Here is a 24,536-nt window from a genome sequence, read left to right on the forward strand (position 1 = left end):
CCACGCCGGATCTGGTTCTCGGTGAACGGCTCTGCCGGTATCTGACGGTGGCTGTATCTGACGGAGGCCGAGGGACATTCGGTGTCACTCGACGATGTCAGCCGGTCGATGCAGGCCGCCGGGGTGGCACGGTTCAAGATCCCCGAACGTCTGGTCGTCGTCGACAAGATGCCCACCACCAAGATCGACAAGAAGACGATGCGGGACGACATTCGAATGCGACTCGATCGCGACAAGGCATGATCTACCCGCGCGGGGAGCAGTTCCCACTGATCAACCGAATCAACGGCTGCCGCGCGACTCGCCGGGCACCTGCCCGATTACCCTGCCCGATCACCCGGCCACGGTCGGCTTGCCGAGCGTGTCCATCGGTCGGCCGGTAGAGCGAACCGAGCGGTCGCCTCGCGGGTGGACACCGCGGCGGTCAACGTCAGCGGGTCGCGGTAACGCACCGCGGTGAGCTACACCCGGCCCGGGTGGTGCGGAGCGGTGCGAACCGGACGCGCACGCGTCAGCATCCACGACGAAACCGTGAACGTGGTGCCGGAACCATGCCAGCACATGTCAAAAGACTCTGCCGCTATGTGATGTCGACCGGGGATACTGGACGCTATGAGCAGTAACACCACCCGGATGACTCAATCGGACATGTTCTCCTGGCGGATGGAGCACAACCCGGTCCTGCGTTCCACGGTCGTCGTGGTTCTCCTGCTCGATGTCTCACCGGACTGGGACCGACTGGTCGCGACGGCCGAACGGGCAGCCCAGGTACTACCGGCGATGCGCCGCAAGCTGGTACCCGACGTGGGTCTCGCACCGCCCCGGTGGATCGAAGATCCGGATTTCGACCTCCGCTGGCACCTCCGTCGTCTCGCCGCCCCGCATCCCAAGGATCTGCGCGGGGTTCTCGAGGTGGCCCGGACCAAGGCCATGACCGCATTTGATCCGGCACGCCCGATGTGGGAGTACACGCTGCTCGACGGTCTCGAACGCGACGGGGCCGCGGCCGTGGTGATGAAGTTTCACCACTCGATGACCGACGGCGTCGGCGCGGTCCGCATCGCGGCGGAGATCATGGACTTCGAACGGTCCGGAACCCCACGGGAACCGGCGCCCGACAGCGTCGCCCGTGCCGCCGACCCGTCGATACTCGACACCGTCGGCTGGTACGCATCCTCGGCCACAGTGGTGGTGCGCGCGTCCGTGGTCGGGGCGGCACGTCTGGGCACCCGCATGCTCTTCCAACCGATCCGGGCGGTCCGCGATGTCGGGGTGACCCTCGCCTCGATCGCCCGCGTCGTCGAACCGGTGCTCCGCACGCAGTCGCCGGTGATGACCGAGCGCAGCACACGGCGCCACCTCGCGACCCTGAACGTTCCGGTCGACGGATTGGCGGCGGCCGCCGAGAAGGGCGGGGGAACCCTCAACGACGCCTTCCTCGCCGGCATCGTGCTCGGCATGCGTGAGTATCACCGCCGGCACGACTCGGATGTCGATCGTCTGCGGATCACCATGCCGGTCAACCTGCGGCCCGACGACGACGAGACGATCGGCGGCAACCAGATCACGTTGTTGCGCTTCGTGATTCCCTCCGACATTCCCGAACCCGCCAAGCTGATCGGTCGCATCCACGAGATCGTCGCCAACTGGCGGCTGGAGCCGGCGGTCCCGCTGGCCCAGCCCATCGCCGGTGCCCTCAACGTGCTGCCGTCCTCCGCGGTCGGCGCGATGCTCGAACATGTCGACTTCCTCGCCTCCGACGTACCCGGTTCGCCCGTCTCGCTGTACATGGCGGGCGCCAAGATCATCAAGCAGTACGCCTTCGGCCCGACGATCGGGGCAGCGTTCAACGTGACGTTGCTGTCGTATGTGGGGGAGTGCTGCCTGGGCATCGACGTCGACGACGCCGCCGTCCCGGATCTCGATGTCCTCGTCGACAGTCTCGGCGTCGGGTTCGACGAGGTGTGCACCCCCTGAGCTCCACAATCGTGGTGTGACCAGCGCGGCGCCGCGATGAGTATCGCGCTCCGGTGCAGTCTGACTTTCATGGGCACACTCATCTACGGCTTCACCGTGTCGGTCGACGGCTACATCGCCGATGCGCACGGAAACATCGACTGGTCCGATCTGAACGAGGAACTGCATCAGTACTGGAACGATTTCGAACGCGAGACCAGCCTGGCGTTCTACGGACGGCGACTCTACGACCTCATGGCCGACTACTGGCCGACCGCCGACGACGACCCCGAGGCGTCACCCATCATCGTCGACTTCGCCCGCATCTGGCGCGCCATGCCCAAGGTGGTCTTCTCCCACACCCTGGAGTCCGTCGACTGGAACTCGCGCCTGGAACGCGGCGACCCGGTCGAGGTGGTCACCAGACTGAAGGCCGAGACCGACGGCCAGTTGGAGATCGCCGGCGCGACCCTGGCCGCACCGGTGATCCGGGCCGGACTGGTGGACGAGTATCGACTCGTGATCGCGCCCACGGCAATCGGCGGCGGTCTGCCGTTCTTTCCGATGCTGCCATCGTGGATGTCGTTGCGACTGTTGGAGAATCGCACCTTCCCGGGTGGCACCGTCCTGCTGCGCTACGCGGCACAGCGTGACTGACGTACCCTCACGCGCCTATCGGCACCAATTCGAAGACCGGGTGTCGATCCGCTTCGGCGGCGAATTCCTCCAGCGGCGCATCGGGTTTCGCGACGAAGTAATCGCGCGGCGGACCGGTGATCCGGAGATACTCCTTCAGGATCGGGGCGGCCTCCTCGGGTGCGGTGACCTCGCGCACCGCCCACTCCTGGTTCTCGCCGCGCCGGATGATGCGTACCGTTCCGGACGCGCGCGCATTGTGCACCCATCCGACGGGGCCGTAGGGCGCGACGAGCCATCGCGAGCCGTCTCGTTCGACGAGGCTGACCGGGTGACTGTGCTGTTTACCGGTCTTCCGTCCGCGGGTGGTCATCATGTAGGTGTGCGGTACCAATCCCCACCGCACCGGCACGGGCATTACCTTCTCGCCGACCCTGCGTATCGGCGTCATGCGGAATCTCTTGACCTCACCCATGCTCCGATTGTCCCGCCCACCCGACAGGAGGGGTAGAGACATTGGACTCGAACTCCGAACATTCAGTGCTTTGCCGTACCGGAGACATCGGTGAGATCGACGGAGATGACGAGTTCGGCAGTTCATGGCGACCACGTTCGGTATGAATGGTGGATGTCCCCCAAAGAGACCGACCCACACACCGAGGACACAGGCACCGGGCCGGAAGGCGCGGATTCCGACGTGCAATCAGATCCCGCTTCCGGCGAGACATCCGGAGACTGGACCGGCGAGGGCGGCGCGACCGACGATGGCCCCGCCACCGACACCGACACCGACACCGACACCGACACCGACACCGACACCGACTGACAATACGGGGCATCTTCTGCCTTGATGGCAGTTTCTGCCACCAGTTGCTAGGGTGTGGGACATGGGCACCGTCCCCACCTTGCGTGAACAACGTCAGCAGCAGACGTCGGTCGACATCTCCGACGCCGCGCTGGACCTGTTTGCCCGGCGCGGCTACACGGCGACCACCATCCCCGACATCGCCGCGGCCGCACACGTTTCGGTACGCACATTCCATCGCTATTTCCCCACCAAGGAAGATGTGATCGCCCCGGCACTTGACGCCGGCTGGCGATCCTACGTCGACGCCTTCGCGGCGCGCCCGGACGAGGAGAACCTCATCGACGGGCTGGTCGGCGCATTGCAGACGGCGCTCGACGAACCATCCGGCCGGCGCCACCGCACCTTCCTGCGGACACTCCCGACGTCACCGGCGCTCGCATCCGCGTGGCTCAGCGTGCACGACCGTTGTTGTGACGCACTACGCCCCGTGCTCGCCGGACGCATCGACCTCGACCCGGCCGACCTGCGCGCACAATTCGCCGCCGCCTGCGTCGTGACCGCCAACCGACTGGCCGTCGAGAACTGGGCCCGAGATCCACAGGTGGCGATCGACGACACGGTGCGGAACCTACTGTCCGCTGCCGGGCCAATTATCAACCCGGCGACCGGCAGTCGTCGGTCCGCCAGACGAAAGGTGTAAACAATGACAAGCGCAGGACGAGTGGCGGGCAAGGTCGCCTTCATCACCGGAGCAGCGCGCGGCCAGGGGCGGGCCGAGGCCGTCGCGCTGGCCGAGGAGGGCGCGGACGTCATTCTCTGTGACGTCTGTGCACCCCCCACCGACACCGACTATCCGGCCGCCACCCCGGAGGATCTGGCCGAAACCGTTGCGCTCGTGGAGAAGACCGGACGTAGCGCAGTGCACGCCGAGGTCGACGTCCGCGATCTCGACGGCATGGTCGAGCTGGTGACGCGTGGTGTCGATCAACTGGGACGCCTCGACATCGTGGTGGCGAACGCCGGGGTCGTCAGCTGGGGACGATTCTGGGAGATGTCGGTAGACCGGTGGCGCGACATGATCGACATCAACCTCACCGGCGTGTTCAACACGCTGCGCGCCGCCGCGCCGACCATGATCGACCTCGGTAACGGCGGATCGATCATCGCGACCAGTTCCGTGGCCGGCATCAAGTCACTGCCCGGCCAAAGTCATTACAGCGCAGCCAAACACGGCGTCGTCGGGCTGGTCAAGTCGGCCGCGATCGAGTTGGCGCCCTACCGGATCCGCGTCAACTCGATACACCCGTGGGGCGTCAACACCCCGATGGGCTCCCAAGGCCCTGAAGGTACGAAGGTGTTCGCGGACAATCCTTCCTACGCTGCGGCCATGGGGCAGTACTGGTTCGATCCGCCGATCTCGGAGCCCGAGGACATCGCCAACGCCGTACTCTTCCTGGCCGGTGACGAGTCACGGACGATCACCGGGATTCAGCTCCCCGTCGATCACGGGGCGAGCAAGATCTGACTCACCCCCGCGGACGAGTGACGTCAGGCAGGTTCCAGAGAGCGCGTGGCCTTCGCCAACGCCGCGAGGGTCCGCAGGACCGACTCACGTTTCGCACTCAGGTCCGACACCTTGGCCTTGCCGCTGAGACCTGGATCGTTCTGCGCGACGGTGAGGCGTTCCTCGATCTCGGCGAGTTGCGCCAGCAGCTTCTCGGCCCGATGCTCGAGTTCTGCGCGGTCCGGCCCGGAAACGTTCGAGGATCGAACCGTCGCCGACGCGGCGGTCCGCGCCGGGCTAGCGCTCGTCCTTCCCGCAGGCTGAGTTCGCCCGGCCGAGCCAGTGGCGACCACGCCACGCTGCCCGGATCGGGACTTTCCACGCCGTGACGGCTCGGTGCGGGTACGGGTCAGCTCCGCCCGCGCCTCGCGAGCCGCGACACGGTGCGCGCGCTCCTCCTCGTCGTCGGACTCCAACGACCCACCCAACGGCCGCAGACCATAGAAGTCGACGAACTCGCGAGCCTCGGCGATGGTCTGTTCGGAGGTCCGGCAACGTGCGCATCGCGGTTCGTTGCGGAAGTAGGCGAGGTCGTCGGTCGACGAGCACCACACGCATTCACGCAGGGTGATGTCATTCATAGGAGCGTCGGCAGTGGGGAGAGGCACGGGCGAACAGAGTACGCCACAGCGTATTTCGTGACGCAGGGGGGTGGTTGAGCACGTGAGAGACGGTCACCGAGCATCCGAGGCATCGGTGGTGAGCGCAACATCGGAGATCGTGCGAAGTGTGCCGTCGTCTCCGGGTTGCTCGAACACCGCCCGTGCCGAACGTCCGAGGAAGCCGGCGGTCGCGATGGTGTTTCCGAAGATCGGGCCGTTGACCTTGGTCCAGGACATCGGCAGCGGGGGAGCGCCGGCGTGCCGGGCCCACCGACGGGTCCCACGCGCCAGGAGGGTTGACCAGCCCACGATGAACATCGGTTTGACGTACGGCGGTACCACGTTGTGTACCGGGGAGCAGACGAGTTGGTACACGGCCGAATGCACCGGTTCGCCGAAGTCGACGCGCGCGGCGTAGCTGTGGTGGACATCGCCGGACAGGACGGTGATGGTCGACGGTGCGACGGGCCGCGACGCGCTGCTGCGGATGAGCCTGGTGAGTCGCTCGAAGGACTGGCTGAAGGCGGGCCAGTGTTCGAGGTCGGCACCCTGGCGGATCCGCTCGGCCAACCGACCACGCCACCCGGACCGGTGCGCGGCGATCTCGTTCACCGTCTCGACGTCACCGAGAACCGGAGGCAGCAGCCACGGCAGAGACGTTGCGATCATCAGGTGATCGACCGCTTCCGGCGAGTCGGTCAGCTGGCTTCGAACCACTCGAATTCTCCGTCGCTCAACATCTTTCGGTCACCCTCGGCGAGAATCCGGCCGTTACGGGAATCGACGACGATCAGTCGGGCACGCCCCAGGTCCCAACGGAAGCTGAACCGAAGGCCTTTGCGCCCATCGGATTCGGTGTCGGCGCGGTCGGCGAGGTCGACCAACCGCGACCAGCAGTCCCCGTCGATGTCGATGACGTCCTGATAGTCGGGGTCGATGGCGAGGACAGCCGGATCGAGGTTTCCGATATGTTGAAACACTCAGTACGACACCAGACCCGCCCGAATCCGTTCGCGCCACCACGGTTGCCGGTTGATCTGTTCCTGCCACGCGGCCGACGTGTTCCAGTCGTCTCGGATGTCGTGGTCGTCGAAGATCATCGCCGTCGGCACGGTCGAGAGAATCCACCGGATCTCCGGATCGCCCCACGTGTGCCGGTAGAGACTGGCGTACTCGTCGAAGCCGACCACCTCGTCGTCGGGGAGGTCGGTGCTGGATCGCCGCCCGGCCAGATTGCGACGGGCGCGGGGAGTCAGCTCGTCGGCGTACACCTGATCACCGAGCAGGAGCAGTGCATCCGGCCACTGCTCATGAGGCAGGCCGGCAAGGCGGGTCGCATAGGAGTCGAGTGCGTCGATCCCCAGCTTCTCGTCGAGGTTCGGGTCGTCGGTCCGAGGAAACCGGCATGAACCGAACACCACACGGTTTCTGGTGGCGGATGCGGGACCGCGCGTCCGGATGACGCTGGGCGGGGGGAACTCGGAGTCGGGTTCCGGCCACACCCTTCCAAGCCGATAAGATACATTATGTCAAGTAAACCACTGCATATTGCAACAGATGAATCAGGGCCAGCCCGGCGCATGCACCCGCCGCCACTCCCTCGAACCCTTTGTCTACCAAGCCGTTTCGCGTCGACCCTTGCCTCTCGCAGACATAGGTGGCGTCTGTCACAGACATACTGCTCGGTGACCGGCTTCGGCGGCAACAACCAGTTGGCAGGTTACGACCTGCTCATCCAGGCGGTCGGCGGGCTGATGAGCGTCACCGGGCCGGACCCGGACACCCCGACGAAGGTCGGTGTCGCGATGGTCGACGTGATCACCGGGTTGCATGCCGCAGTGGGAATCCTTGCGGCGCTACGACACCGGGACCAGACCGGCGAAGTCAGCGGGTCGAGGTCAACCTGCTGTCGTCGCTGCTGTCGGCACTGGTCAACCAGTCATCGGGCTATGTGTCCGCAGGCGTGGTGCCGCAGGCGATGGGCAATCGGCATCCGAGCATCGCGCCGTACGAGGTGTTCTCGGCATCCGACCGTCCGCTGGTGCTGGCCGTCGGCAACGACCGGCAGTTCGCTGCTCTGGCAGACGTTCTGGGACAACCGGATCTGGCCGACGACGAACGGTATGCGACCAATGCCGCCCGCGTGGCGAATCGCGTCGAACTGACCGAGCTCCTGAACGCCGCGCTGGGTGCCGACACCGCGGATGCCTGGTTCGAGCGGCTCACCGAGCACAGGGTGCCGTGCGGCCCGCTCAACGACATCGCGGATGCCGTCGCACTCGCCGAACGTCTCGGGCTCGAACCGGTCATCACCATCGACGACGAACGTAGTCATGCCCCGATCCGTCAGGTGGCCAACCCGATCCGGCTCTCGGCCACGCCCGCGACCTACCGTTGCGCTCCGCCCAGACTCGACGAACACAGACTCGACGAACACCGGTCACCGAGTACGACGCGCTACTCGTAGCGTTCGATGCTGCTCTCGGCCAGCCGCGACAGGCCATCGCGGATGTGCCGTGCCCAGATGCTGCTGATGCCCTCGACGGCCTGCAGGTCGGCGGCGCTGGTGGCGAGCAATGCCTGTAGCGTGCCGAAGCTGCGGACCAGGCGGTCGATGTGGGCGAACTGCAGGCGTGAGATGCGGGCCAGCAGCCGGTAGCCGCGCGGGCTCATCGCGGTGTCCTGCGCCTCGATGGTCGTCGGGTAGCCGAAGGCACCCGCGATCAGTGTTAGGTCGAGGAGATCGACATCGGTGAGTCGCGCCACCAACAGACCCTGCACGCGTTCTTCGATGAGCTCGGCGAGCCTCGAATCGCGCATTTGACCCATATCAGTGCCGATGCCGGCCAGTACATCGCCTCGGTCGTTGCCGAGCGTGCGCCGGAGACGTTGTGGTGTATGGACCCGTTTCACGTTGTTCAGTGGGCGACACGGGCATTAGACCGATGCCGGGCGAGAGTGATGAATCGTATCGCCGGGCTGACCCAGGCCGACCGCCGCCACCTGCGATGGGCGATGCTGAAGAATCCCGAGAACCTCACCACGGCCCAGCGACGTACCCGCGCGAGGATTGTTGGCCACGCCAATAATGAACTCGCGCGAGCGTATCAGCTCAAAGAGCAACTGCGATATCTGTTCTCCGGAACGCATGATGATCCATGGCGGGCGATCGAACGCTGGATCAGTCGCGCGAGGCGCAGCGGGATCATCGAGATGTGCGCCCTCGTCACCAGTGTCGAGTCGCAGAAGACGCAGATCTATAACGCGATCGTCTGCGGCCTGTCGAATGCGCGAGTGGAAGCCAACAACACCCACTTGCGTGCACTGATGAAACGCGCCTACGGATTTCACGCACCCGATGCCCTCATCGCAATGTCGACACTGACTCGCGGAGGCGCGTGTCCTGCTCTCCCGCAACGAAACTGACCCACAACATCGTCAAAGAGCCCAGGTGTTCGGAGTGAACGTCCGATCGCACTTCCTCGGTGTGAAATACGCCTTGCCGCTCATGGAGTCGGGGTCCTCCGCTGTGCTGATCTCGTCCACCTCGGTTTTCAGTGCGTCGGGTGCCGTGCCCGCAATGAGTGCGTCGAAAGCGGCGCTCACCGCGTTCTGCAACCACGCGGCGATGGAGAACGCATCACGTGGGGTCCGTTGCAACGTGGGCTCTCCCGGCCTGATCGACACCCCACTCGGACGTAGCGGAGGCCGGGAACGTTCACGGAGAACACACTCACCGATGGGGACGAGCTGCTGAAACGGCTCGTGCATCCGTGCAGACGGTTACAGCGGGAGCACCGCTGAACTGGATCTGGACGCTATGGGGGTCGGCGCCGGTCTTCGACAGCGATGGTGAGGTTGCCGGCGCGCCCAGCGTTGTCGCGATGCGTAGACGGATGCCAGCCGAACGGCTCGACGCCATCGTCGTCGCGGTGCGCAGTGCAGCCGCCGATCTCACCGAGCAACTGACGCTCGTCGGTTCGTGACGGACCGGTCAGTTCGCCAACGACTTCCAGAATCCGCAGCGGTGCAGGGAGGTGAAGCCACCCCGCATATGTGAGCTCTCGACGCCGATCGAGAGGAAGCGTTGGTGGTATCTGGTCCACGGCGTCCAGGCAGGGAGACCGGGTCCGTTCGGATTCCCGGTGTGGGCGAACGTGGTCCACTGACGCTTCCACTGTGCGGCGAGCTGTGCGGGCTTCCCGGTCCACGGGATCGGGATGCCGCCCAGGCGATTGAACAGGTAGGGAATGTCGGAGGCGTGAAATGCGCCCGGCAGCACCGGGTTCTCGCCCAGCGGGGCCGCGGTCGACCGGTACTGCCACACGGTGGTGCCGCCGGCCGCAGCCGACCGGGTGGTCTGGTCGGCGGGGCAGGCGAACAGTGAATCGGTGTACACCGCCGACAGCGCACGAGTCGGAGAGCCGTAGCGAGACACCGGGTATGTGGCGAGGATCTGCCGCCAGTGATCCGGGTAGAGCGTGCGGATCTCGTCGCGGTACCCCGCCGCGGTCGGGACCTTGCCCTGGGCGTAGTCGAAGAGCGCCACAAAGGTGCCGCCCTCCTCGGCGTTACTCCCGACGATCATGGGGATGTGCGAGGCAGCTCCGGCGGCGAGCGCCTCACCGGGGGTGCGGGCGACCACCACGCCATCCCGGAACGGAGTCCAGGTGATCGCGGCGCTGTTGAACTTTGTGGTCGGCGAATCCAACAGCTTCTCGATGGGAAGCGAACGAAGGCACGCCACTCGGGAGGCCCGTTCGGTACATCCCAGTGACGCGGCGTAGGCGGCCGAACGGCGGTAGCCCTCCCGCACGGGTGGCGGGACCAACGGGCTGTCCTCACATGCACCGCTCTGCACAATGGCCTTGGTGAACAGGCCTGCCGAACCCCGGGCGGCGAGCTGCGAGCACACGCTCATCCCACCTGCCGACTCGCCGAAGATAGTCACGTTGTGCGGATCGCCACCGAACCGTCCGATGTTGTCCCGCACCCACCTCAGGGCGAACTGCTGGTCGGCGATCCCGTATGTCCCGGTGGCTCCGTCGGATTCGGCGGCGAGTTCCGGAAGCGCAAGGAATCCGAACGGTCCGACACGGTAATTCGGCACTGCCACGATCACGTTGCCGGTCCGGGCGAGCTCGGCCGGAGAGTCGTATTGGAGATTCGAGCCGAGGACAAAGGCGCCGCCGAAGAGGTACACCATCACCGGTAGTCGGTGCCCGGCAGCGTGCGGCGGCACATAGAGGTCGATGTTCAGGCAGTTCTCACTCGTCGGGAAAGGAACCGAACTGGGGAGTGAGATACCTGGCGTCGGCAAGGCCTGTGGGCATTGCGGTCCGTGCTGATCCGCGCGGCGAACCCCAGGCCAGGGAGCGGCTGCGTGCGGAAGGGCGAACCGCTCCGCCGTCGCGAACGGCACACCGAGGTATGTCATGACGCCGTCTCGCGGGAAGCCCTGGACTGTGCCGCCGGTCACCGACACCGCCGAGGCCGCGGCGGCGGGCGCGACCGCGACCACCGAGGCCGCGATGCAGACACTGATGATGAGACAAAGGCGACCGAGCAGCGTCGAGCGAACAAGCATAAGTGTCCAGTCGGGCTCGAACCGACACTGGGCGGATTTTAAGTCCCGTACCGTGCGTATCCGGCAGGCTAGGGGAGTCTCAGGACGTCTAGTGACCTGCACTTACCGTCCACGGTAGTCATGCTCTGAACAGGGTTGTCTGCACAACTTGTGACAACCTCGTGACAACGAGCCCTTAGAGAGACCTACCTACTGAACGCTTGTTGAGATTAATCACTTACAGATCAGTGGTCTCTGAAGTCGGCCGGGTTCTGCTTGGGATGACTACCCCTCACAACTCTCACAACACTCAGAACTGATTGCCGGCAGACCAATCGGCAGTCAGCGTTGCGCGGTGCGTACACCGCGCGCCAGGTGATTGCCGCTTGTTCGATCAGGAGCCGATGCGTGCGTGCAAGCGTAGGAGTGCGTGCATCATCTGTTCCGGGGAATCTGCAGTTAACGTCCACGCTCGCCGCTAGGCGGCTCGTACGGTCAAGGGCTATGGACATAGCAATGACAGGCACCGAATTGCAGTCGTACTCCGAGGTCCTCGTGACCAAACCGCACGACGAGCCTCCACCTGAGATCGCCCTCGCGATTGCCGCCTTCCGCACGGCCGGGGACAAGCTACACGTCGGTGTGAGTTGGCCGACGTATGGCGAGGAGTCGGCCACCTGGGAATCGCTTGCGGCGACAGATCGCGGCCTCATCTACGTCTCGCTTCATCGTCCGATTGGCATATGGAACGGAGGCAACCCGCCGCTCGGCTCGCGCTCAGAGGTTGCGGACGGGCGGACCAGCTTCACGAGGTGGCGAGATGTGACATTCGAGGTGCGGACGGTTTGTCCAGAACCGGATCTTTCGGCCTGGCTCGACGTCGAGATCACAGGCGACGGCGGCACCGTCCAGATACCGCGGCCGGATTGACAGATCCCCGATTTCCGGTCCAGGTAGTTCTAGAGCCAGTTCCAACTTGTCGTTGATCAGTTGATCTCGCACCCGGCCGGGTGGTGTCGGTGGGTGCATCCGGCAGCGTACTCGGCCGGTGTCTTGTAGCCCAGCGCCGAGTGCCGGTGCCGGTGATTGTGGTCGTCCTTGAAGTCCTCGATCACTACGCGCGCCTCCAGCAGAGTGGGCCAGCAGTTGCGGTTCAGGCACTCGTCGCGGAGTCGGTTGCCCGAACGACTCGATGAACCCGTTGTTCCACGGCGTACCCGGCGGAATGTAGGAGATCCCGACAGTCCCAGTACAGAACTCGCGCAGGGCCTCGGAGATGAACTCTGGGCCGTTGTCCATGCGCAGCACCATTGGCGGGCCACCCCAGATCGCGAACGTCTTCTCCAGCTCTTCGGTCAGCCGCCCGGCGGTGATCGAGCGGTCCACGATGTTCAGCAACGACTGGCGCGTGTGCTCATCGACCATCGAAGCGATCTTGATCCTGGTCCCGTCGACGGTGGAATCGAACTGAAAATCCAACGCCCACACGACCTTCGGCGCATCCGCGGCGATAACCGGCACCGAGGACTGACCGGCCCGTTTGCGTCGCGGCGCGCGCCGGACCTGCAAACCTTCTTCCTTCCACAGGCGGTGCACCTTCTTCTTGTTCACCACGACACCATCGTCGAACCGCAGGTGCGCCCACGCCCGCCGGAACCCGTGACGGGCGTTCCTAGCGGCATAGCCGCGCAATTGCTCTCGCAGGCCGACGTCCGGGTCGGCTGGGGTGTGCGACTGCGACGGGGTCCGGTACGCCGACCGGGAAAGCCCAACAACCTTGCACGCCTTACGCTCGGACAGGCCCTTGACGTCCTTGAGCATGTCGATCGCGGCGCGTTTAGCCGTTGGGCTCAGAATTTTCCCTTCGCGACCTCCCGGAGAGCGTCCTTCTCCAACTCGGCGTCGGCGAGCAACCGCTTGAGCCGGCTGTTCTGCTCCCGGAGCTCCTTGAGTTCCTTCGCGGCATCGCGGTCCATACCGCCGTACTGGCGGCGCCAGTTGTACAAAGTCGCCGCGGACACTTCCAGGTCGGCGGCGATCTGCTCACCGGCCTTGCCTTCGGCGGCCAGTTCGTCGGCCCGGCGCAACTTGCGCACGATGTCCTCCGCCGAGTGACGCTTACGTCCTGCCATGATCCTCATCGTCCCTTCTCAGCCCTCACCAGGGCATCAGGACTCTAAAACACTATCGACCACTTCCCGGGGAACATGCCACGGCGGCACGGCACTGCTCATTGGTGGACTTCTCTCCGTTGAGAATATGCAGTGATCGAATATGCAGAGTTACCAGTACGACACTACATATTGCTTACCAGCACAAGAAGATTCGACAGCCCGGACCCACCACCACTACTACTCGCGACGTTGCGCTACCACTCTTTGCGCATCGCATCATCGCGCAAGACCCAGAAACGCCATCAGCGAGCGTTCAACTTCCACGAGCTGTTCGGACGTCAGCCGGCCAACGCGCGTCAGCACATTCGACCGTCGTACCGCGGTGAGCTTGTCGACCATCACGTCGCTGTCCCGTTCGAGACCTGAGATCGCTTCACGTTCGCTTGGGATACGAATGCGAAACAACGGCGCCTCGATGAGCCGGCTCGTCATCGGCGCAATCAACACCGACAGAGTTGAATCGAACAGGTCGTCCTGGATGATGACCGCAGGGCGCGGCTTCGATGCATACACACCACCCGCCACAGTCCAGATCTCGCCGCGAATCACGCCTCGTCGTCCCACGGCGCGGCGACAGCCTCGACGAAATCCTGCTCGTCCCCATCGGCATCGGCCTGCGCAACCAGCACCGATTGAGTGTGGGCTTGCGCGGCAAATTCGGGCGTGCGCACGTCAGGGACCCAAACCTGCAACGGGCGCAAACCGCGCTCACGCATCCGGCGTCGATACTCACCAACCCTGTCCCTCACTGCCATGAGCCAACGTTACATGTAACGCTACAGAGTGGCCATGCTGTGCGTTGGCTGCGAATATGCAGCAATCGAATATGCAGGGTTGCCAGTAAAACCGACAGGTTGAACCTTCTCACCCCACTCGCGGAGCCCGGTGCCGTAGAGAAATTCCGGGCCGACCAAGATCGTGCGTATGACGGAACCTTGAGCGAGCCGTATGCCCGATGAAGTGCGCCGCGGGTTGCTCGACACCAACATCTTGATTCTTCGCCACGCGATCGACCCTGAAGAACTTCCCGTCGAGATGGCAATCAGCGCAATCACACTGGCGGAACTTTCCGCCGGCGTCCACCTGGTCAGGGGCGACGAAGCCGAGGCGTCGTCCGGGCGTGCGCGCCGCGCCGCTGTCCTCCAGCGTGTCGAGAACGAGTTTGACCCGTTGCCCTTCGACGCCGATGCTGCTCGCGCATTCGGGTGTATCAGCGCCGCTGTCCAAGCCCGCGATAGGACACCGAGGCGGAGGGCGGCCGACCTCATGATCGCGGCTGTTTCAGCCGCCGCCATGCTGCCGCTGTACACGACCAACCCTGACGACTTCGACGGCCTGGACGGCATCGTTCGCGTCATTCCAGTGAATCGCCCGATGGCCCGATCTCCGCATCGAGCTACCGGGCGCCGATGAGCCGGATCGCCATCGGCACAGCCCCGCAATGCGGACCGATGGCATCACCTTCAGGAATTGATGTGATGCCGCACCTTGCGGATCTCAGCTGAGACCCGACGGCACGACCTTGCCGTTGACGGTCACCGTGACCACGCCGGTCCGGGTGTTCTCGGTGATCTTGCCGTGCTCAAAGGTCACCGTCTCCAGCTGGCCCTGGGTGGTGAGGTCGCTGGTGGGAACTCCCAGAGGTCCGGCCGAACCGTTCTGGCCGCTCAGCGACGGCGTGCCGTCCGGAGCGCGCTCGGTGTTCCACGCGTCCCGGATCTTGCCGGAGGTGACGATGTACGCCGGTGTTCCCTCGTCATCGTTCTTCGCGATGATGACGCCGCCCTGAAACTGTTGGAACACGACGCCGCTGTCGCGGGTTCCGGCATTGTGGTCGCCGGTCAGCGGCTTCCCGAGGGCCGACTTCTGCGCGGCGGTCGCCGAGGAGTACTTGGCGGCGATGGGGCCGGTCAGGGTGACCTCGACATCACGCTCCCCCATGATCGTCACCTGACCTGAGGCGGCCGACGCCGACGGCTCCGCGACCGACGAAGTACTCGTCTCCTCACCGGACGCTGACGTCGGCGGCGTCGTCGACCCCGTCGACCCCGTCGACGCCGTCATCGACCCTGACACCGACGATGTTTGCGTCACGGCGTCATTCGCATCGTTGCCACCGCACGCAGAAGCAATCAGCGTGACAGCAAACAGTGCGGCGACAACTGCGGCGCGGCGGGTTGCGACCTGGCTCATGTATTCCTCTCGAAACATCGGACACCGGCCCGTTCAGGACACGCGAACCGGACATCCCGACTGACTCTATAGGCACAACGGCAGGGAGGCAGTCGAGAGGGACCGCCGTCGCGGTCATACACCTGCACCCGGGTCCGATGCCTGCGACCATGACGGCACCGTCACGGCGAGAGTATCGGGGTCACCACCGAGACGTCGGACTTCGTCGAACCACGCCCGCATGTTGGGGTTGACCGCCCGAACCACGGCAGAACTCTCGACCCGCACATCGTAGGCACGCGAGATGCCGCTGCCCGGAATCTCCACCGTCGGAGCGAAGGTTCGCCACCCACGAGCGAACCGCGGCACGAACGGCGCGGCTTTGCGACGGAGTGCCCCACCGATCACGCTGAACAGGTTGGAGATCCGATAGGCGAACGTCAACGAGTTGTGCTGCTCGGTCGCGTCCGCTGCCTGACACTTGTTGGTGGACAACCGGTCCCAGTCAAAGCTCAGACCGTGCCGAATGCCGTAGCGCCCGGTTCCCATCGCCTCACGCACCATCCACAACAGCGATCGATCGGAGTAGAAGCAGTCCTGATACCCACCGCCGACGTCGGAGTGCACGCCGTCGAACCAGACCTGGGCGATGTCGAGATGGTGCCCACCCCACAAGCAGGGGGCGAAGATCCGTCGGCGTTCAGCGATGGCGAGGGCCTGGCGAGCGCACGTCACCGCGTCCGAGAGAGTGACATCGTGGAACCTGTACTTTCGTCGTGCGATTCCGGGAACTCCCAGTGCACCAACGGTATCGAAGACCCCCAGGAAGTCGATGGTCACCTCCGCCGCCGGATGGCAGTAGGTGCCGAGGTCGGCGACCGCCCGGTCGTACTCGGTGCTCACCGGGGCCGGTTTCGCGGGATCGGCGCTGTACGGCCGGTTTCGATACAGCGACATCGCCGTCGGCAACTTCCCCTGCGCCACCCCCATCGGCGTCAGGAGCCCGACCCGCGCGATCATGCCGCACAAGCTGCGCGCGGTGTAGGCACCGCGACTGAACCCGAAGACGAACACCCGGTCTCCCGGCGCGTAGTTCAGGGCGAGAAACCGGTAGCAGTCGGTGATCGCCGCATCGAGGCCGATGCCGAATGCACCACCCAGGATCCGCTCGACGCGGCTCCCCCCGGAACCCACACCGCGCGAATAGTGAACGACCTGCGGCTCACCGTCGGCGCCCGAGGACGCGACCGATCGAGCGATCTTTTCCACATTGGAGACGAATTGATCATCGGCACTTTTCCACGTCCCGTCGCAGCACACCACGAGGTTCTTGACCATGGCTCAACGCTACGGTGTCAGCCGCCACGATTCATGGAAAGCGGCCCCCGACGCACCCGATCACGCAGCCGCAAGCGTGTCACCACGCGTGAGCAGCCGCGCATAACGACCGCTCTGCGAGACCAGTTCCTCGTGGGTGCCTCGTTCGGCGATACGACCATGATCAAGTACCAGGATCTGGTCGGCGTCACGAATCGTCGACAGACGGTGCGCCACCGTGATGGTGGTACGTCCCCGACTGGCGGCGTCGACGGCGGCCTGCACCGCACGTTCGGTCTCGTTGTCCAACGCGCTGGTGGCCTCGTCGAGCACGAGAATCTTCGGATTTCGCAACAGCGTGCGCGCCAACGCGATTCGCTGCTTCTCACCCCCGGAGAACCGATGCCCGCGGGCACCGACGAGGGTGTCGTAGCCGTCGGGCAGCGCGGCAACGAGATCGTGCACCTGTGCGGCGCGAGCTGCCGCCTCGATCTCAGCATCGCTTGCGTCGGGCCGGGCATGGCGCAGATTGTCGCGGATGCTGGTGTGCAGCAGATACGTCTCCTGCGACACCACACCGACCAGCTGCGCGAGGTCGGCGAGGGCTATGTCGCGGACGTCGACTCCGTCGATGCTCACCGATCCGTGGTCCGCGTCGTGCAGTCGCGACACCAGGGAGGCGAGAGTGGTCTTGCCCGAACCGGTTTCGCCGACCAGCGCAAGTGATCCGCCGGCGGGCAGATCGATGTCGATTCCGTCGAGTGCGTTGGTGGCTGCACCCTCGTAGCGGAACACAACATCGTCAAACCGGACAGCACCACGTGGATCCTGCAGTCGCACCGGACGTTCTGGATCGGCAATGGTGACGGGAAGGTCGAGATACTCAAAGATCCGGCTGAACAGTGCCAGCGAGCTGGTGATACTGACACCCACGTCGAGCAGACCCATCAGCGGACGGAACAGTGCCGCCTGTAGACCGGTGAAGGCAACCAGGGTGCCGATCGTCATGCCACCGGAGGTCGCCGGCAGTCCGGCCACCAGATAGAGCAGTGCCGGGATCGTCGCGAAGATGATGTTCATCGTCGCCATCCGCCACCGCCCCGACAGCTGTGAACGCACCTCGAGATCGACGAGGCGGTGGGAGGTGTCGGAGAATCGATCGGCGAGCACGGGTCCCGCACCCAGGGTCTTGGACAGCTGGATGCCGCCGATCGACAATGATTCCTCGATCTGGGTCTGCATGTCGGCGAGGGTGCGCTGCCGTGCGGCGGTGACCTCGCGCCGCATCCGGGCGACGGTGCGGGTCAGCCAGATCGCCGGCGGCACCACCACCAGCGACAGCAGCGACAACTGCCAACTGAGAACCACCATCGCGACGACGGTACCGACGACCGTGGTGAGGTTGGCGGCCACCGACGTGGCGGTCGTGGTGACGACGGTCTGCATGCCGCCGATGTCGTTGGTCAGCCGGGATTGCACCTCTCCCCCACGAGTGCGCGTGAAGAAGCCCAGAGACTGCCGCTGCAGGTGTGCGAACACCCGGGTTCGCAGGTCGTGCATCACGCGCTGCCCGACCGTGGTGGAGATCCAGGTCTGCAGCACACCGAGGACGGAACTGACGACGGTGATGCCGATCATGGCCACCACTGCCCACACCAGCAGGGTCACATCCTGTTTCGGGATCGCGCGATCGATCACGGCGCGGACCAGGAACGGATTGGCGAGCGTGATCACCGACGATGCGACAATGAGAACCATCACGATGGCGATACGCAGGCGGTAATGCGTGAACAGCGCCGCGACGCGACGCAAGCTGACGGGACTGTTGTCCAGCTGAATGCGGTCGGCCGGATTCACGCGCGCCGGTCCACCACGTTGAGGCATCACAGATTGAGGGGCTGTCAGGGCACCCACCTCCTTTGGTCATGCTGAGGTTTCCTCATGATATCCCTACTACTAACTGAGGTAGCATCCCTTTTATGCCCGAGGCAGCTGACCACGCCGACGACGACCGCGAATCGCTGCGGGACCTGGCGATGGCCACCTCCCGAGCCCTGCGACGCCGATGGGTCGGCACGCTCGACCCCTGGCACCTTTCTCCGCACGAGGCGCGGGCTCTGCGGGTCGTCGCCCACAGCGACAGTCTGCGGCTGGGCGAGATCGCACAGCGGCTACGGATCGCCCCCCGATCGGCGACGGAGGTGATCGACCGGCTCGAGGACCGGGGACTGACCGAGCGGGTTCCCGACGAACGTGATCGTCGAGCACGCTGTGTTCGCACCACGCCCGAGGGCCGCCGCGTACTCGCCGAACTTCAGCAGGCCCAGGCCACCGACGCCGAAAACTTCTTCGCGGTCCTCACCGAGGACCAGCGCACGCAACTCGGCGAACTGCTGCGCCGCCTCACCGCGGCCCACGCCGACGACGATCGGTGTCGGCCGTCGCCTCCTGCGCCGACACCCTGACCCACGTCACGCCGGTCCCGTCCCGGCGATTCGCCACGCCGACGCATGCGCGGTCTACTATGTAGACAGATCTACCCAGTAAGCCGCGTCGGAAGGTTCAGGCATGGGCACGAGTAGACCGCGTCCCGCTCGCGAACGGCTGCTGGCCGCTGCTGCCCGGCGCTTCTACGCCGACGGTGTCACCGCCACCGGCATCGACACCATCACCGCCGACGCCGGGGTCGCAAAGATGAGCCTCTACAACAACTTTGCGTCGAAGGCCGACCTGGTCTACGCCTACCTCGACGACCGACATGCCGAATGGCTCGAGCTCTACCGGCTACGACTGGGTACCGATACCGACCCGCGCCACGGCGTCCTCGCCGTGTTCGACGCCTACCTCGACCACGCCGCGCTCGCCTGCAACCGTGAATTCCGCGGATGTGGGCTGCTCAACGCCGCCGCCGAGCTTCCCGCCGGCGACGCGGGCCGCGCCATCGTCGCGGCCCACAAGGACCACGTCGAACGCCTCATTGCGAGCCATCTCGGGGCACTCTTCCCCGACCGTCCCGACCGCGTCACCCGACTGGCCGAACACCTGAGCTTCCTGCTGGAGGGGGCGATGGTTCGCGCCGGACTCGACGGCGACGACACGCGCCTGCGGCACGCCCGCACCCTTGCCGTCGACCTTCTCGAGGACCTGTGAACCACCCCGACCACAAGATCACGCGCGTGGGAACACTCCTCGTTCTCCTCGCCGCAACGCTGTGGGGTACGACCGGCACCGCCGCCACCTTCGCATCGGGCGTGAGCCCACTCGCGATCGGCGCGGTGGCCATGGGTGTCGGCGGCCTACTCCAGGCGTGTGTCGCCGCCGGCCGGATCCGCAGTCACGCGGGGCATCTGCGTGCCCACCGCACCACGGTCGCGGTCGGCGCAGCATCGGTCGCGATCTATCCGCTCGCCTTCTACAGCTCCATGCATCTGGCCGGAGTCGCGACGGGCACCGTCGTGTCGATCGGTGCCGCCCCCCTGGCCTGCGCACTCATCGAACGCGTCGCCGACGGCAGGCCACTGACCCGACGGTGGATGGTGGCCACCGGCCTCGGTGTCGCCGGGACCGTACTGCTCTGCGTGGCGCACGCCGCGGCCCCCGACACCTCCGATGCGGGCGCGCTGCGAACACTGTTCGGTATCGGCCTCGGCCTCGTTGCTGCGACGATGTATGCGCTGTATTCCTGGGCGGCCCACCGATTGATGTCGCATGGCATCTCCGCGTCCGCTTCGATGGGGGCCATCTTCGGTGTGGGTGGGCTTCTGCTGGTGCCGGTCATTCTCGCCACCGGCGCACCACTGCTGTCCTCATGGACGAACATCGGCGTGGGAATCTATCTGGCCCTCATCCCGATGTTCGTCGGCTATCTCGTCTTCGGCTGGGGGCTGCGCCATGTCACCGCCGGGACCGCCACCACGCTCACCCTGCTCGAACCGGCGGTCGCGGCGGTTCTCGCCGTCGCCGTTGTGGGCGAACATCTCCCGGCGGCCGGGTGGGTGGGAATCCTGCTCGTCGCCGCGTGCCTGGCGGTGCTCACCGTTGCGCGCCGACCACGGTCACTTCGAGGTCTCATGACATCGGCTTGCGCCACGTCACGGCATACCGGAACAACGGCAGCAACTTCCATTGCGCACCAGGTAATTCCCGCATCGCACACTGACGCACCTCGGTATACGAGTGCGGTGGTGGCCACACCGTCGGCGCCGAATGGTCCCACTGTCCACGCCGCAGTGACAGCCATCGATGCTGCACAACACCGAGCAGCCCGAGACCATGCTCCGATATCCGAGTCGGCCGCGCAAGGCCGACCATAACCAGCGTTCCCCCTGGCGATGTCAGGTCGGACAACCGCCGAAACGCCGCGGACAGATCGGGGAGGTGATGCAGCGTCGCCACCGAGGCGACGACATCAAAGGTCCGGCCGAACGGATGGTCCATCACGTCGTCCCGAATCCATTCGATGCCCGTCGCCTCGCTCCGCGCGCGGTCCAGCACAGCCTCGTCGATGTCGATGGCGACCACCTCGGGAATCCGTTCACGCAGTTCGGCTGCGAGCAGTCCGTCGCCGGTCCCGACGTCTAGCGCACTGCGCGCATGTGGGGGCAGCCCAGCCATGATCAGCCGGTGGTAGTGAATGTTGTGATTCCACCGCGCGCCAGCCCCGTCACCCACGCGGCGAGCCTACCAGCGTTCTACGGCAACGTCTTTCGACCATTGCATCGGAACGTCACCGGAGTCGATAGGTCAACGCCACCGCTCCGGAACCGGGTTCCTCGCGTCCGGTCAACTCTAGGTCGAGCGGCCGGGACAGCCCGGAGAAGAGCGTCGGCCCATAACCGATCGTTCGGCAGTAGGTGCGGTCCACTCGGGCGCCGACCCCGGCGGAATCGGCAGTCGCCATGCCGATTCCAACATCTCGTAGGTGACGCGGGGAAACCCCTCGCGATGGTCGCAGCATCCGTCCAGCGAGACGTTGATCGGGTATAGGAGCGGTTGCATGCGCCCGATGATGGTGTCGTCACGCTGGTCAGGCAGCCGTGCAACTTCCGTCGCAGAACACGTCATTGGCGGTCTTGCCGCAGCGACAGGCCGCCATCCGCGTTTCGTGTCGGTCGATCTCCACACCGTCACGGACCTCCGCAATGGTGAGGTTGCCACGCAACAACAGGGGTCCGCCGTCCAGAGGCGTTGCCGTCGTGGATGAGTCGGGCATTTCACGAATACCGGAGCCCAGCCGGTACTGCAATGCGCCGCTGGGACAACGACGCACGACCTCGGCGACGGTATCCGCGTCGGCCTGTGCGGGATCGATCCACGGCCGGCGTCCGGTGTCGAACACCGTGGGGAGCCCGCGAACGCATTCGGCGAAGTGCCGGCATCGTGCGGCGTCGAAGCTGACGGTGATATCCGGTGCCGTGTAATGCTTGCCTTCATCGAAGGGGTCGATATCGTCGGCCATCACGTCTCCTGGGCTGGTGGAGGATCTTGCTTACCCGGCCCAGTATTCGCGTCCGGTCTCCACGCCGCCACCAAGGTCGACCTATCCGGCCACACACCCAGCGCGACCCGATGAGAAATACTGAACCGATGAATGCGCACGTGAGGCCACTGACCGTCGACGACCACGATTCCTGGCTGCCACTGTGGCACGGCTACCTCGAGTTCTATCGTCATCATCTCAGCGACGCGCAGACAGAGCGCACCTTCCGACGACTGCTCGACGACGCGGTCGCCATGTGGGGTGCGGTGGCCGTCGCGGACGGCGTCGTCGTCGGCATCGTCCATTGGCTCACCCACCCATCGACGTGGAGCGACAAGCCGTACTGCTACTTGGAAGATCTCTACGTCGCGGTCGATGCACGATCCTCGGGTGTGGGGGCCGCACTGATCGAGCATGTGACGGCGTGGGCCGCTGCCCGTGACCTCCCCAAGGTGTACTGGCAGACCGCGCAGGACAACTCGACCGCTCGTCGACTCTACGACCGGCTCGCCACCAGCGAGTTCGTGGTCTACGAGGTTGAGCTCGACTGAGGGGCGTCGGGGGCCGAGTCTGTCGGTGGTGGTCGATACCCTGAGTCATCGAACACACCAGCGATCCCGGAGGTCCACCATGCCCATCCCGACCACCACCGCACCGACCACACCCCGTTGCGACTCCACCGACCTGTTCGACACCACCCCGCCAGCCGAACTGAGCGCCGTCCAGATCGAAGAACGCCTCATCGGCCACGCCACCCAAATCGCCGCCCTCACCGCACGATTCCTCGAACTCCTCGCCGAATTCGAAGACCGCCACACCTGGGTCGGCGACGGCATCCTCTCCCTCGCACACTGGCTATCCCTCCGCGCCGGACTCTCCCTGCGCACCGCCCACGACCACGTCCGCGTCGCGCGCGCCCTCCGACACCTCCCCCGCATCCACACCGCCTTCACCCACGGACAACTCTCCTACTCCAAAGTCCGCGCCATCACCCGCGTCGCCACCCCCGACCGCGAACCCGAGCTCCTCAACATCGCGCTGTCCGCCGACGCCGCCCAAATCGAGCTCCTTGTCCGCGCCATGCGCAACATCGACGACCACCGCTACGAAAACCACACCCGCCCAGCGCAATCCACCGCGACCTGGCGCTGGAACACCGACGACACCCTCTCCGTCAGCATGCGCCTGGCACCCCTCGACGGCGCAGGCTTCCTCGCCGCCATCGTCCGCGCCGAATACGAACGCACCCGCACCACCGACGACCCCGACATCGGACCCCTCACCGAGGACCACCCCACCACCGACCCTGACACACCAGCAATACCCGGCGACCTCTCCGACCTGCACCTGTGGCGCAACACCCCCGCCAACATCGCGCCCGCACTCATGCTCATGGCCGACACCATGCGCACAACCGTCGACGTCCCCGTCCTCGCCCCTGGCGCCGAAGTCATCATCCACACCTACGACAACGCACCCGACACCCCAGACAGCAACAGCACCACCGACAGCGACAGCGACATTGATTCGACTGCGTGGGACCCCACTCGGTCGAATCCGGCTGCGCCACCGGCCGATCCACACCTGAACAACGGACCCGCCCTCACCGACACCGAACTCGCCGAAGCCGACTGCACCGGTGGTCACCGCCACGTCGGCCACGACCGGCGCGGCGTCGTCGCCCTCTGGGGTCGCAAGCGCCGCTCACCCAATGCCGCGATGATGCGCATCATCCTCGACCGAGACCACACCTGCCGATACCCCGGATGCGGACGCACCCGACACCTCCACGCCCACCACGTCACCTGGTGGTCCCGCGGCGGCGACACCCACCCCGACAATCTCATCCTGCTCTGCTCCGCCCACCACCGCGCCCTACACCACGGAGCGTTCTCCATCACCACCCACGCCCAGCAACGCTTCACCTTCCACCGCACCAATGGAACCGAAATACATCCCGCCCCACCACAACACACACCCGACGGCTGGACCCCCGCACCCATACCCCACGACGCCGTGGTACCCATCAACCCCGGAAGACTCGACCTCGGCTACACCACCGAAATCCTCTACGCCATCTGGGACCACCGCCACCGAGAACAACGCACCACCCAACTCGCCCACGCCGCCTGACCGACGAACCCCAGCGTTCCGCGGAACGCTGAAGTGAATCACCCCCGGTTTCGTGCCGCCTCGATGGTGGGCTGATCCTCGGGGTTGAGGCCAGCGTAGTGGGTGTGTTCGTACTCGTTGGGTGGGACC

At 65.4% G+C, this 24,536-nt stretch carries 24 protein-coding genes and 6 pseudogenes; 16 read left to right on the plus strand and 14 right to left on the minus strand.

Features of this window, described 5'->3' with window-relative positions:
• The first annotated feature begins 81 nt into the window (after positions 1–81).
• From ACWETB_RS06450 to ACWETB_RS06460, 3 genes are all read left to right on the plus strand, one after another.
• A complete protein-coding gene (locus ACWETB_RS06450; protein ID WP_348806888.1) occupies positions 82–243 on the plus strand; it encodes a hypothetical protein in 162 nt (53 codons plus the stop codon).
• 369 nt (positions 244–612) lie between these two features.
• Positions 613–1,977, plus strand: a complete 1,365-nt coding sequence (locus ACWETB_RS06455) for a wax ester/triacylglycerol synthase domain-containing protein (protein ID WP_348806889.1) — start codon at positions 613–615, stop codon at positions 1,975–1,977.
• Positions 1,978–2,046: 69 nt separating this feature from the next.
• A complete protein-coding gene (locus ACWETB_RS06460; RefSeq protein ID WP_452210039.1) occupies positions 2,047–2,613 on the plus strand; it encodes a dihydrofolate reductase family protein in 567 nt (188 codons plus the stop codon).
• A gap of 7 nt (positions 2,614–2,620) precedes the next feature.
• Here the strand turns inward: ACWETB_RS06460 and ACWETB_RS06465 are convergent, their stop codons facing one another.
• Complete coding sequence (locus ACWETB_RS06465) at positions 2,621–3,067, minus strand: nitroreductase family deazaflavin-dependent oxidoreductase (protein WP_452210041.1); 447 nt, start codon at positions 3,065–3,067, stop codon at positions 2,621–2,623.
• Between the two features lie 153 nt (positions 3,068–3,220).
• On the opposite strand from ACWETB_RS06465, the gene ACWETB_RS06470 reads away from it, so the two are divergent.
• From ACWETB_RS06470 to ACWETB_RS06480, 3 genes are all read left to right on the plus strand, one after another.
• Positions 3,221–3,418: a hypothetical protein gene (locus tag ACWETB_RS06470; protein WP_452210043.1), complete on the plus strand. Its 198-nt coding sequence runs from the start codon at positions 3,221–3,223 to the stop codon at positions 3,416–3,418.
• A gap of 61 nt (positions 3,419–3,479) precedes the next feature.
• Entirely contained in the window at positions 3,480–4,100 is a 621-nt protein-coding gene (locus tag ACWETB_RS06475) for a TetR family transcriptional regulator (RefSeq protein WP_452210045.1), read from the plus strand.
• A 3-nt stretch (positions 4,101–4,103) separates the two neighbouring features.
• Positions 4,104–4,925, plus strand: coding sequence for a mycofactocin-coupled SDR family oxidoreductase (locus ACWETB_RS06480; protein WP_452210047.1), 822 nt, complete (start codon positions 4,104–4,106; stop codon positions 4,923–4,925).
• 23 nt (positions 4,926–4,948) lie between these two features.
• Here the strand turns inward: ACWETB_RS06480 and ACWETB_RS06485 are convergent, their stop codons facing one another.
• The gene (locus ACWETB_RS06485) at positions 4,949–5,545 is read right to left on the minus strand and encodes a hypothetical protein (protein ID WP_449742745.1); all 597 of its coding nucleotides are present in this window, start codon (positions 5,543–5,545) and stop codon (positions 4,949–4,951) included.
• A 93-nt stretch (positions 5,546–5,638) separates the two neighbouring features.
• Positions 5,639–7,071: pseudogene (locus tag ACWETB_RS06490) on the minus strand (alkaline phosphatase D family protein); the annotation flags it as partial.
• A 171-nt stretch (positions 7,072–7,242) separates the two neighbouring features.
• Between ACWETB_RS06490 and ACWETB_RS06495 the strand changes: the two are divergent.
• A pseudogene (locus tag ACWETB_RS06495) lies at positions 7,243–8,033 on the plus strand (CaiB/BaiF CoA transferase family protein); the annotation flags it as partial.
• On the opposite strand, the pseudogene ACWETB_RS06500 reads toward ACWETB_RS06495, so the two are convergent.
• Positions 8,024–8,326, minus strand: a pseudogene (locus tag ACWETB_RS06500) (DNA integrity scanning diadenylate cyclase DisA); the annotation flags it as partial. The pseudogenes ACWETB_RS06495 and ACWETB_RS06500 sit on opposite strands and share 10 nt — an antisense overlap.
• Positions 8,327–8,335: 9 nt before the next feature.
• Between ACWETB_RS06500 and ACWETB_RS06505 the strand changes: the two are divergent.
• A pseudogene (locus ACWETB_RS06505) lies at positions 8,336–8,992 on the plus strand (transposase); the annotation flags it as partial.
• A gap of 34 nt (positions 8,993–9,026) precedes the next feature.
• The gene (locus ACWETB_RS06510) at positions 9,027–9,323 is read left to right on the plus strand and encodes an SDR family oxidoreductase (protein ID WP_452210049.1); all 297 of its coding nucleotides are present in this window, start codon (positions 9,027–9,029) and stop codon (positions 9,321–9,323) included.
• A 237-nt stretch (positions 9,324–9,560) separates the two neighbouring features.
• Here the strand turns inward: ACWETB_RS06510 and ACWETB_RS06515 are convergent, their stop codons facing one another.
• A complete protein-coding gene (locus ACWETB_RS06515; protein ID WP_452210051.1) occupies positions 9,561–11,153 on the minus strand; it encodes a carboxylesterase/lipase family protein in 1,593 nt (530 codons plus the stop codon).
• Positions 11,154–11,648: 495 nt separating this feature from the next.
• Between ACWETB_RS06515 and ACWETB_RS06520 the strand changes: the two genes are divergently transcribed.
• On the plus strand, positions 11,649–12,062 hold the full coding sequence (locus ACWETB_RS06520; RefSeq protein WP_452210053.1) for a hypothetical protein: 414 nt from the start codon (positions 11,649–11,651) through the stop codon (positions 12,060–12,062).
• A 56-nt stretch (positions 12,063–12,118) separates the two neighbouring features.
• Here ACWETB_RS06520 and ACWETB_RS06525 read toward each other — a convergent pair.
• From ACWETB_RS06525 to ACWETB_RS06535, 3 genes and pseudogenes are all read right to left on the minus strand, one after another.
• A pseudogene (locus ACWETB_RS06525) lies at positions 12,119–13,267 on the minus strand (IS3 family transposase).
• A 255-nt stretch (positions 13,268–13,522) separates the two neighbouring features.
• Complete coding sequence (locus ACWETB_RS06530) at positions 13,523–13,855, minus strand: type II toxin-antitoxin system PemK/MazF family toxin (protein WP_449744430.1); 333 nt, start codon at positions 13,853–13,855, stop codon at positions 13,523–13,525.
• Positions 13,852–14,061, minus strand: coding sequence for an antitoxin MazE-like protein (locus tag ACWETB_RS06535; RefSeq protein WP_449744429.1), 210 nt, complete (start codon positions 14,059–14,061; stop codon positions 13,852–13,854). The genes ACWETB_RS06530 and ACWETB_RS06535 overlap by 4 nt, the downstream gene beginning before the upstream one ends.
• 193 nt (positions 14,062–14,254) lie before the next feature.
• On the opposite strand from ACWETB_RS06535, the gene ACWETB_RS06540 reads away from it, so the two are divergent.
• Positions 14,255–14,719, plus strand: coding sequence for a PIN domain-containing protein (locus ACWETB_RS06540; RefSeq protein WP_452210055.1), 465 nt, complete (start codon positions 14,255–14,257; stop codon positions 14,717–14,719).
• An 84-nt stretch (positions 14,720–14,803) separates the two neighbouring features.
• Here the strand turns inward: ACWETB_RS06540 and ACWETB_RS06545 are convergent, their stop codons facing one another.
• The 3 genes from ACWETB_RS06545 to ACWETB_RS06555 all read right to left on the minus strand — a co-directional run bounded on the left by ACWETB_RS06545 (position 14,804) and on the right by ACWETB_RS06555 (position 18,679).
• Positions 14,804–15,499: an LGFP repeat-containing protein gene (locus ACWETB_RS06545; protein WP_452210057.1), complete on the minus strand. Its 696-nt coding sequence runs from the start codon at positions 15,497–15,499 to the stop codon at positions 14,804–14,806.
• 114 nt (positions 15,500–15,613) lie between these two features.
• A complete protein-coding gene (locus tag ACWETB_RS06550) occupies positions 15,614–16,816 on the minus strand; it encodes a DUF2235 domain-containing protein (RefSeq protein ID WP_452210059.1) in 1,203 nt (400 codons plus the stop codon).
• 60 nt (positions 16,817–16,876) lie between these two features.
• Positions 16,877–18,679 carry an ABC transporter ATP-binding protein gene (locus ACWETB_RS06555; RefSeq protein WP_452210079.1) on the minus strand — a complete coding sequence of 601 codons (1,803 nt, stop codon included), beginning with the start codon at positions 18,677–18,679 and terminating at the stop codon, positions 16,877–16,879.
• A 95-nt stretch (positions 18,680–18,774) separates the two neighbouring features.
• Between ACWETB_RS06555 and ACWETB_RS06560 the strand changes: the two genes are divergently transcribed.
• From ACWETB_RS06560 to ACWETB_RS06570, 3 genes are all read left to right on the plus strand, one after another.
• The gene (locus ACWETB_RS06560; protein WP_452210061.1) at positions 18,775–19,260 is read left to right on the plus strand and encodes a MarR family winged helix-turn-helix transcriptional regulator; all 486 of its coding nucleotides are present in this window, start codon (positions 18,775–18,777) and stop codon (positions 19,258–19,260) included.
• Between the two features lie 103 nt (positions 19,261–19,363).
• Complete coding sequence (locus ACWETB_RS06565; RefSeq protein ID WP_452210063.1) at positions 19,364–19,945, plus strand: TetR/AcrR family transcriptional regulator; 582 nt, start codon at positions 19,364–19,366, stop codon at positions 19,943–19,945.
• 26 nt (positions 19,946–19,971) lie between these two features.
• A complete protein-coding gene (locus ACWETB_RS06570) occupies positions 19,972–21,108 on the plus strand; it encodes a DMT family transporter (RefSeq protein WP_452210065.1) in 1,137 nt (378 codons plus the stop codon).
• A 34-nt stretch (positions 21,109–21,142) separates the two neighbouring features.
• Here the strand turns inward: ACWETB_RS06570 and ACWETB_RS06575 are convergent.
• From ACWETB_RS06575 to ACWETB_RS06585, 3 genes and pseudogenes are all read right to left on the minus strand, one after another.
• Positions 21,143–21,409: pseudogene (locus ACWETB_RS06575) on the minus strand (class I SAM-dependent methyltransferase); the annotation flags it as partial.
• A gap of 112 nt (positions 21,410–21,521) precedes the next feature.
• Positions 21,522–21,695 carry a hypothetical protein gene (locus ACWETB_RS06580; protein ID WP_449744421.1) on the minus strand — a complete coding sequence of 58 codons (174 nt, stop codon included), beginning with the start codon at positions 21,693–21,695 and terminating at the stop codon, positions 21,522–21,524.
• A gap of 126 nt (positions 21,696–21,821) precedes the next feature.
• On the minus strand, positions 21,822–22,253 hold the full coding sequence (locus tag ACWETB_RS06585; RefSeq protein ID WP_452210067.1) for a (4Fe-4S)-binding protein: 432 nt from the start codon (positions 22,251–22,253) through the stop codon (positions 21,822–21,824).
• Between the two features lie 128 nt (positions 22,254–22,381).
• Here ACWETB_RS06585 and ACWETB_RS06590 point away from each other — a divergent pair, with 128 nt between their 5' ends.
• A complete protein-coding gene (locus ACWETB_RS06590) occupies positions 22,382–22,825 on the plus strand; it encodes a GNAT family N-acetyltransferase (RefSeq protein WP_449744419.1) in 444 nt (147 codons plus the stop codon).
• A 79-nt stretch (positions 22,826–22,904) separates the two neighbouring features.
• A complete protein-coding gene (locus ACWETB_RS06595; protein WP_449744418.1) occupies positions 22,905–24,407 on the plus strand; it encodes a DUF222 domain-containing protein in 1,503 nt (500 codons plus the stop codon).
• Positions 24,408–24,536 lie beyond the last annotated feature (129 nt).

The organism is Gordonia sp. NPDC003950, assembly GCF_053605205.1.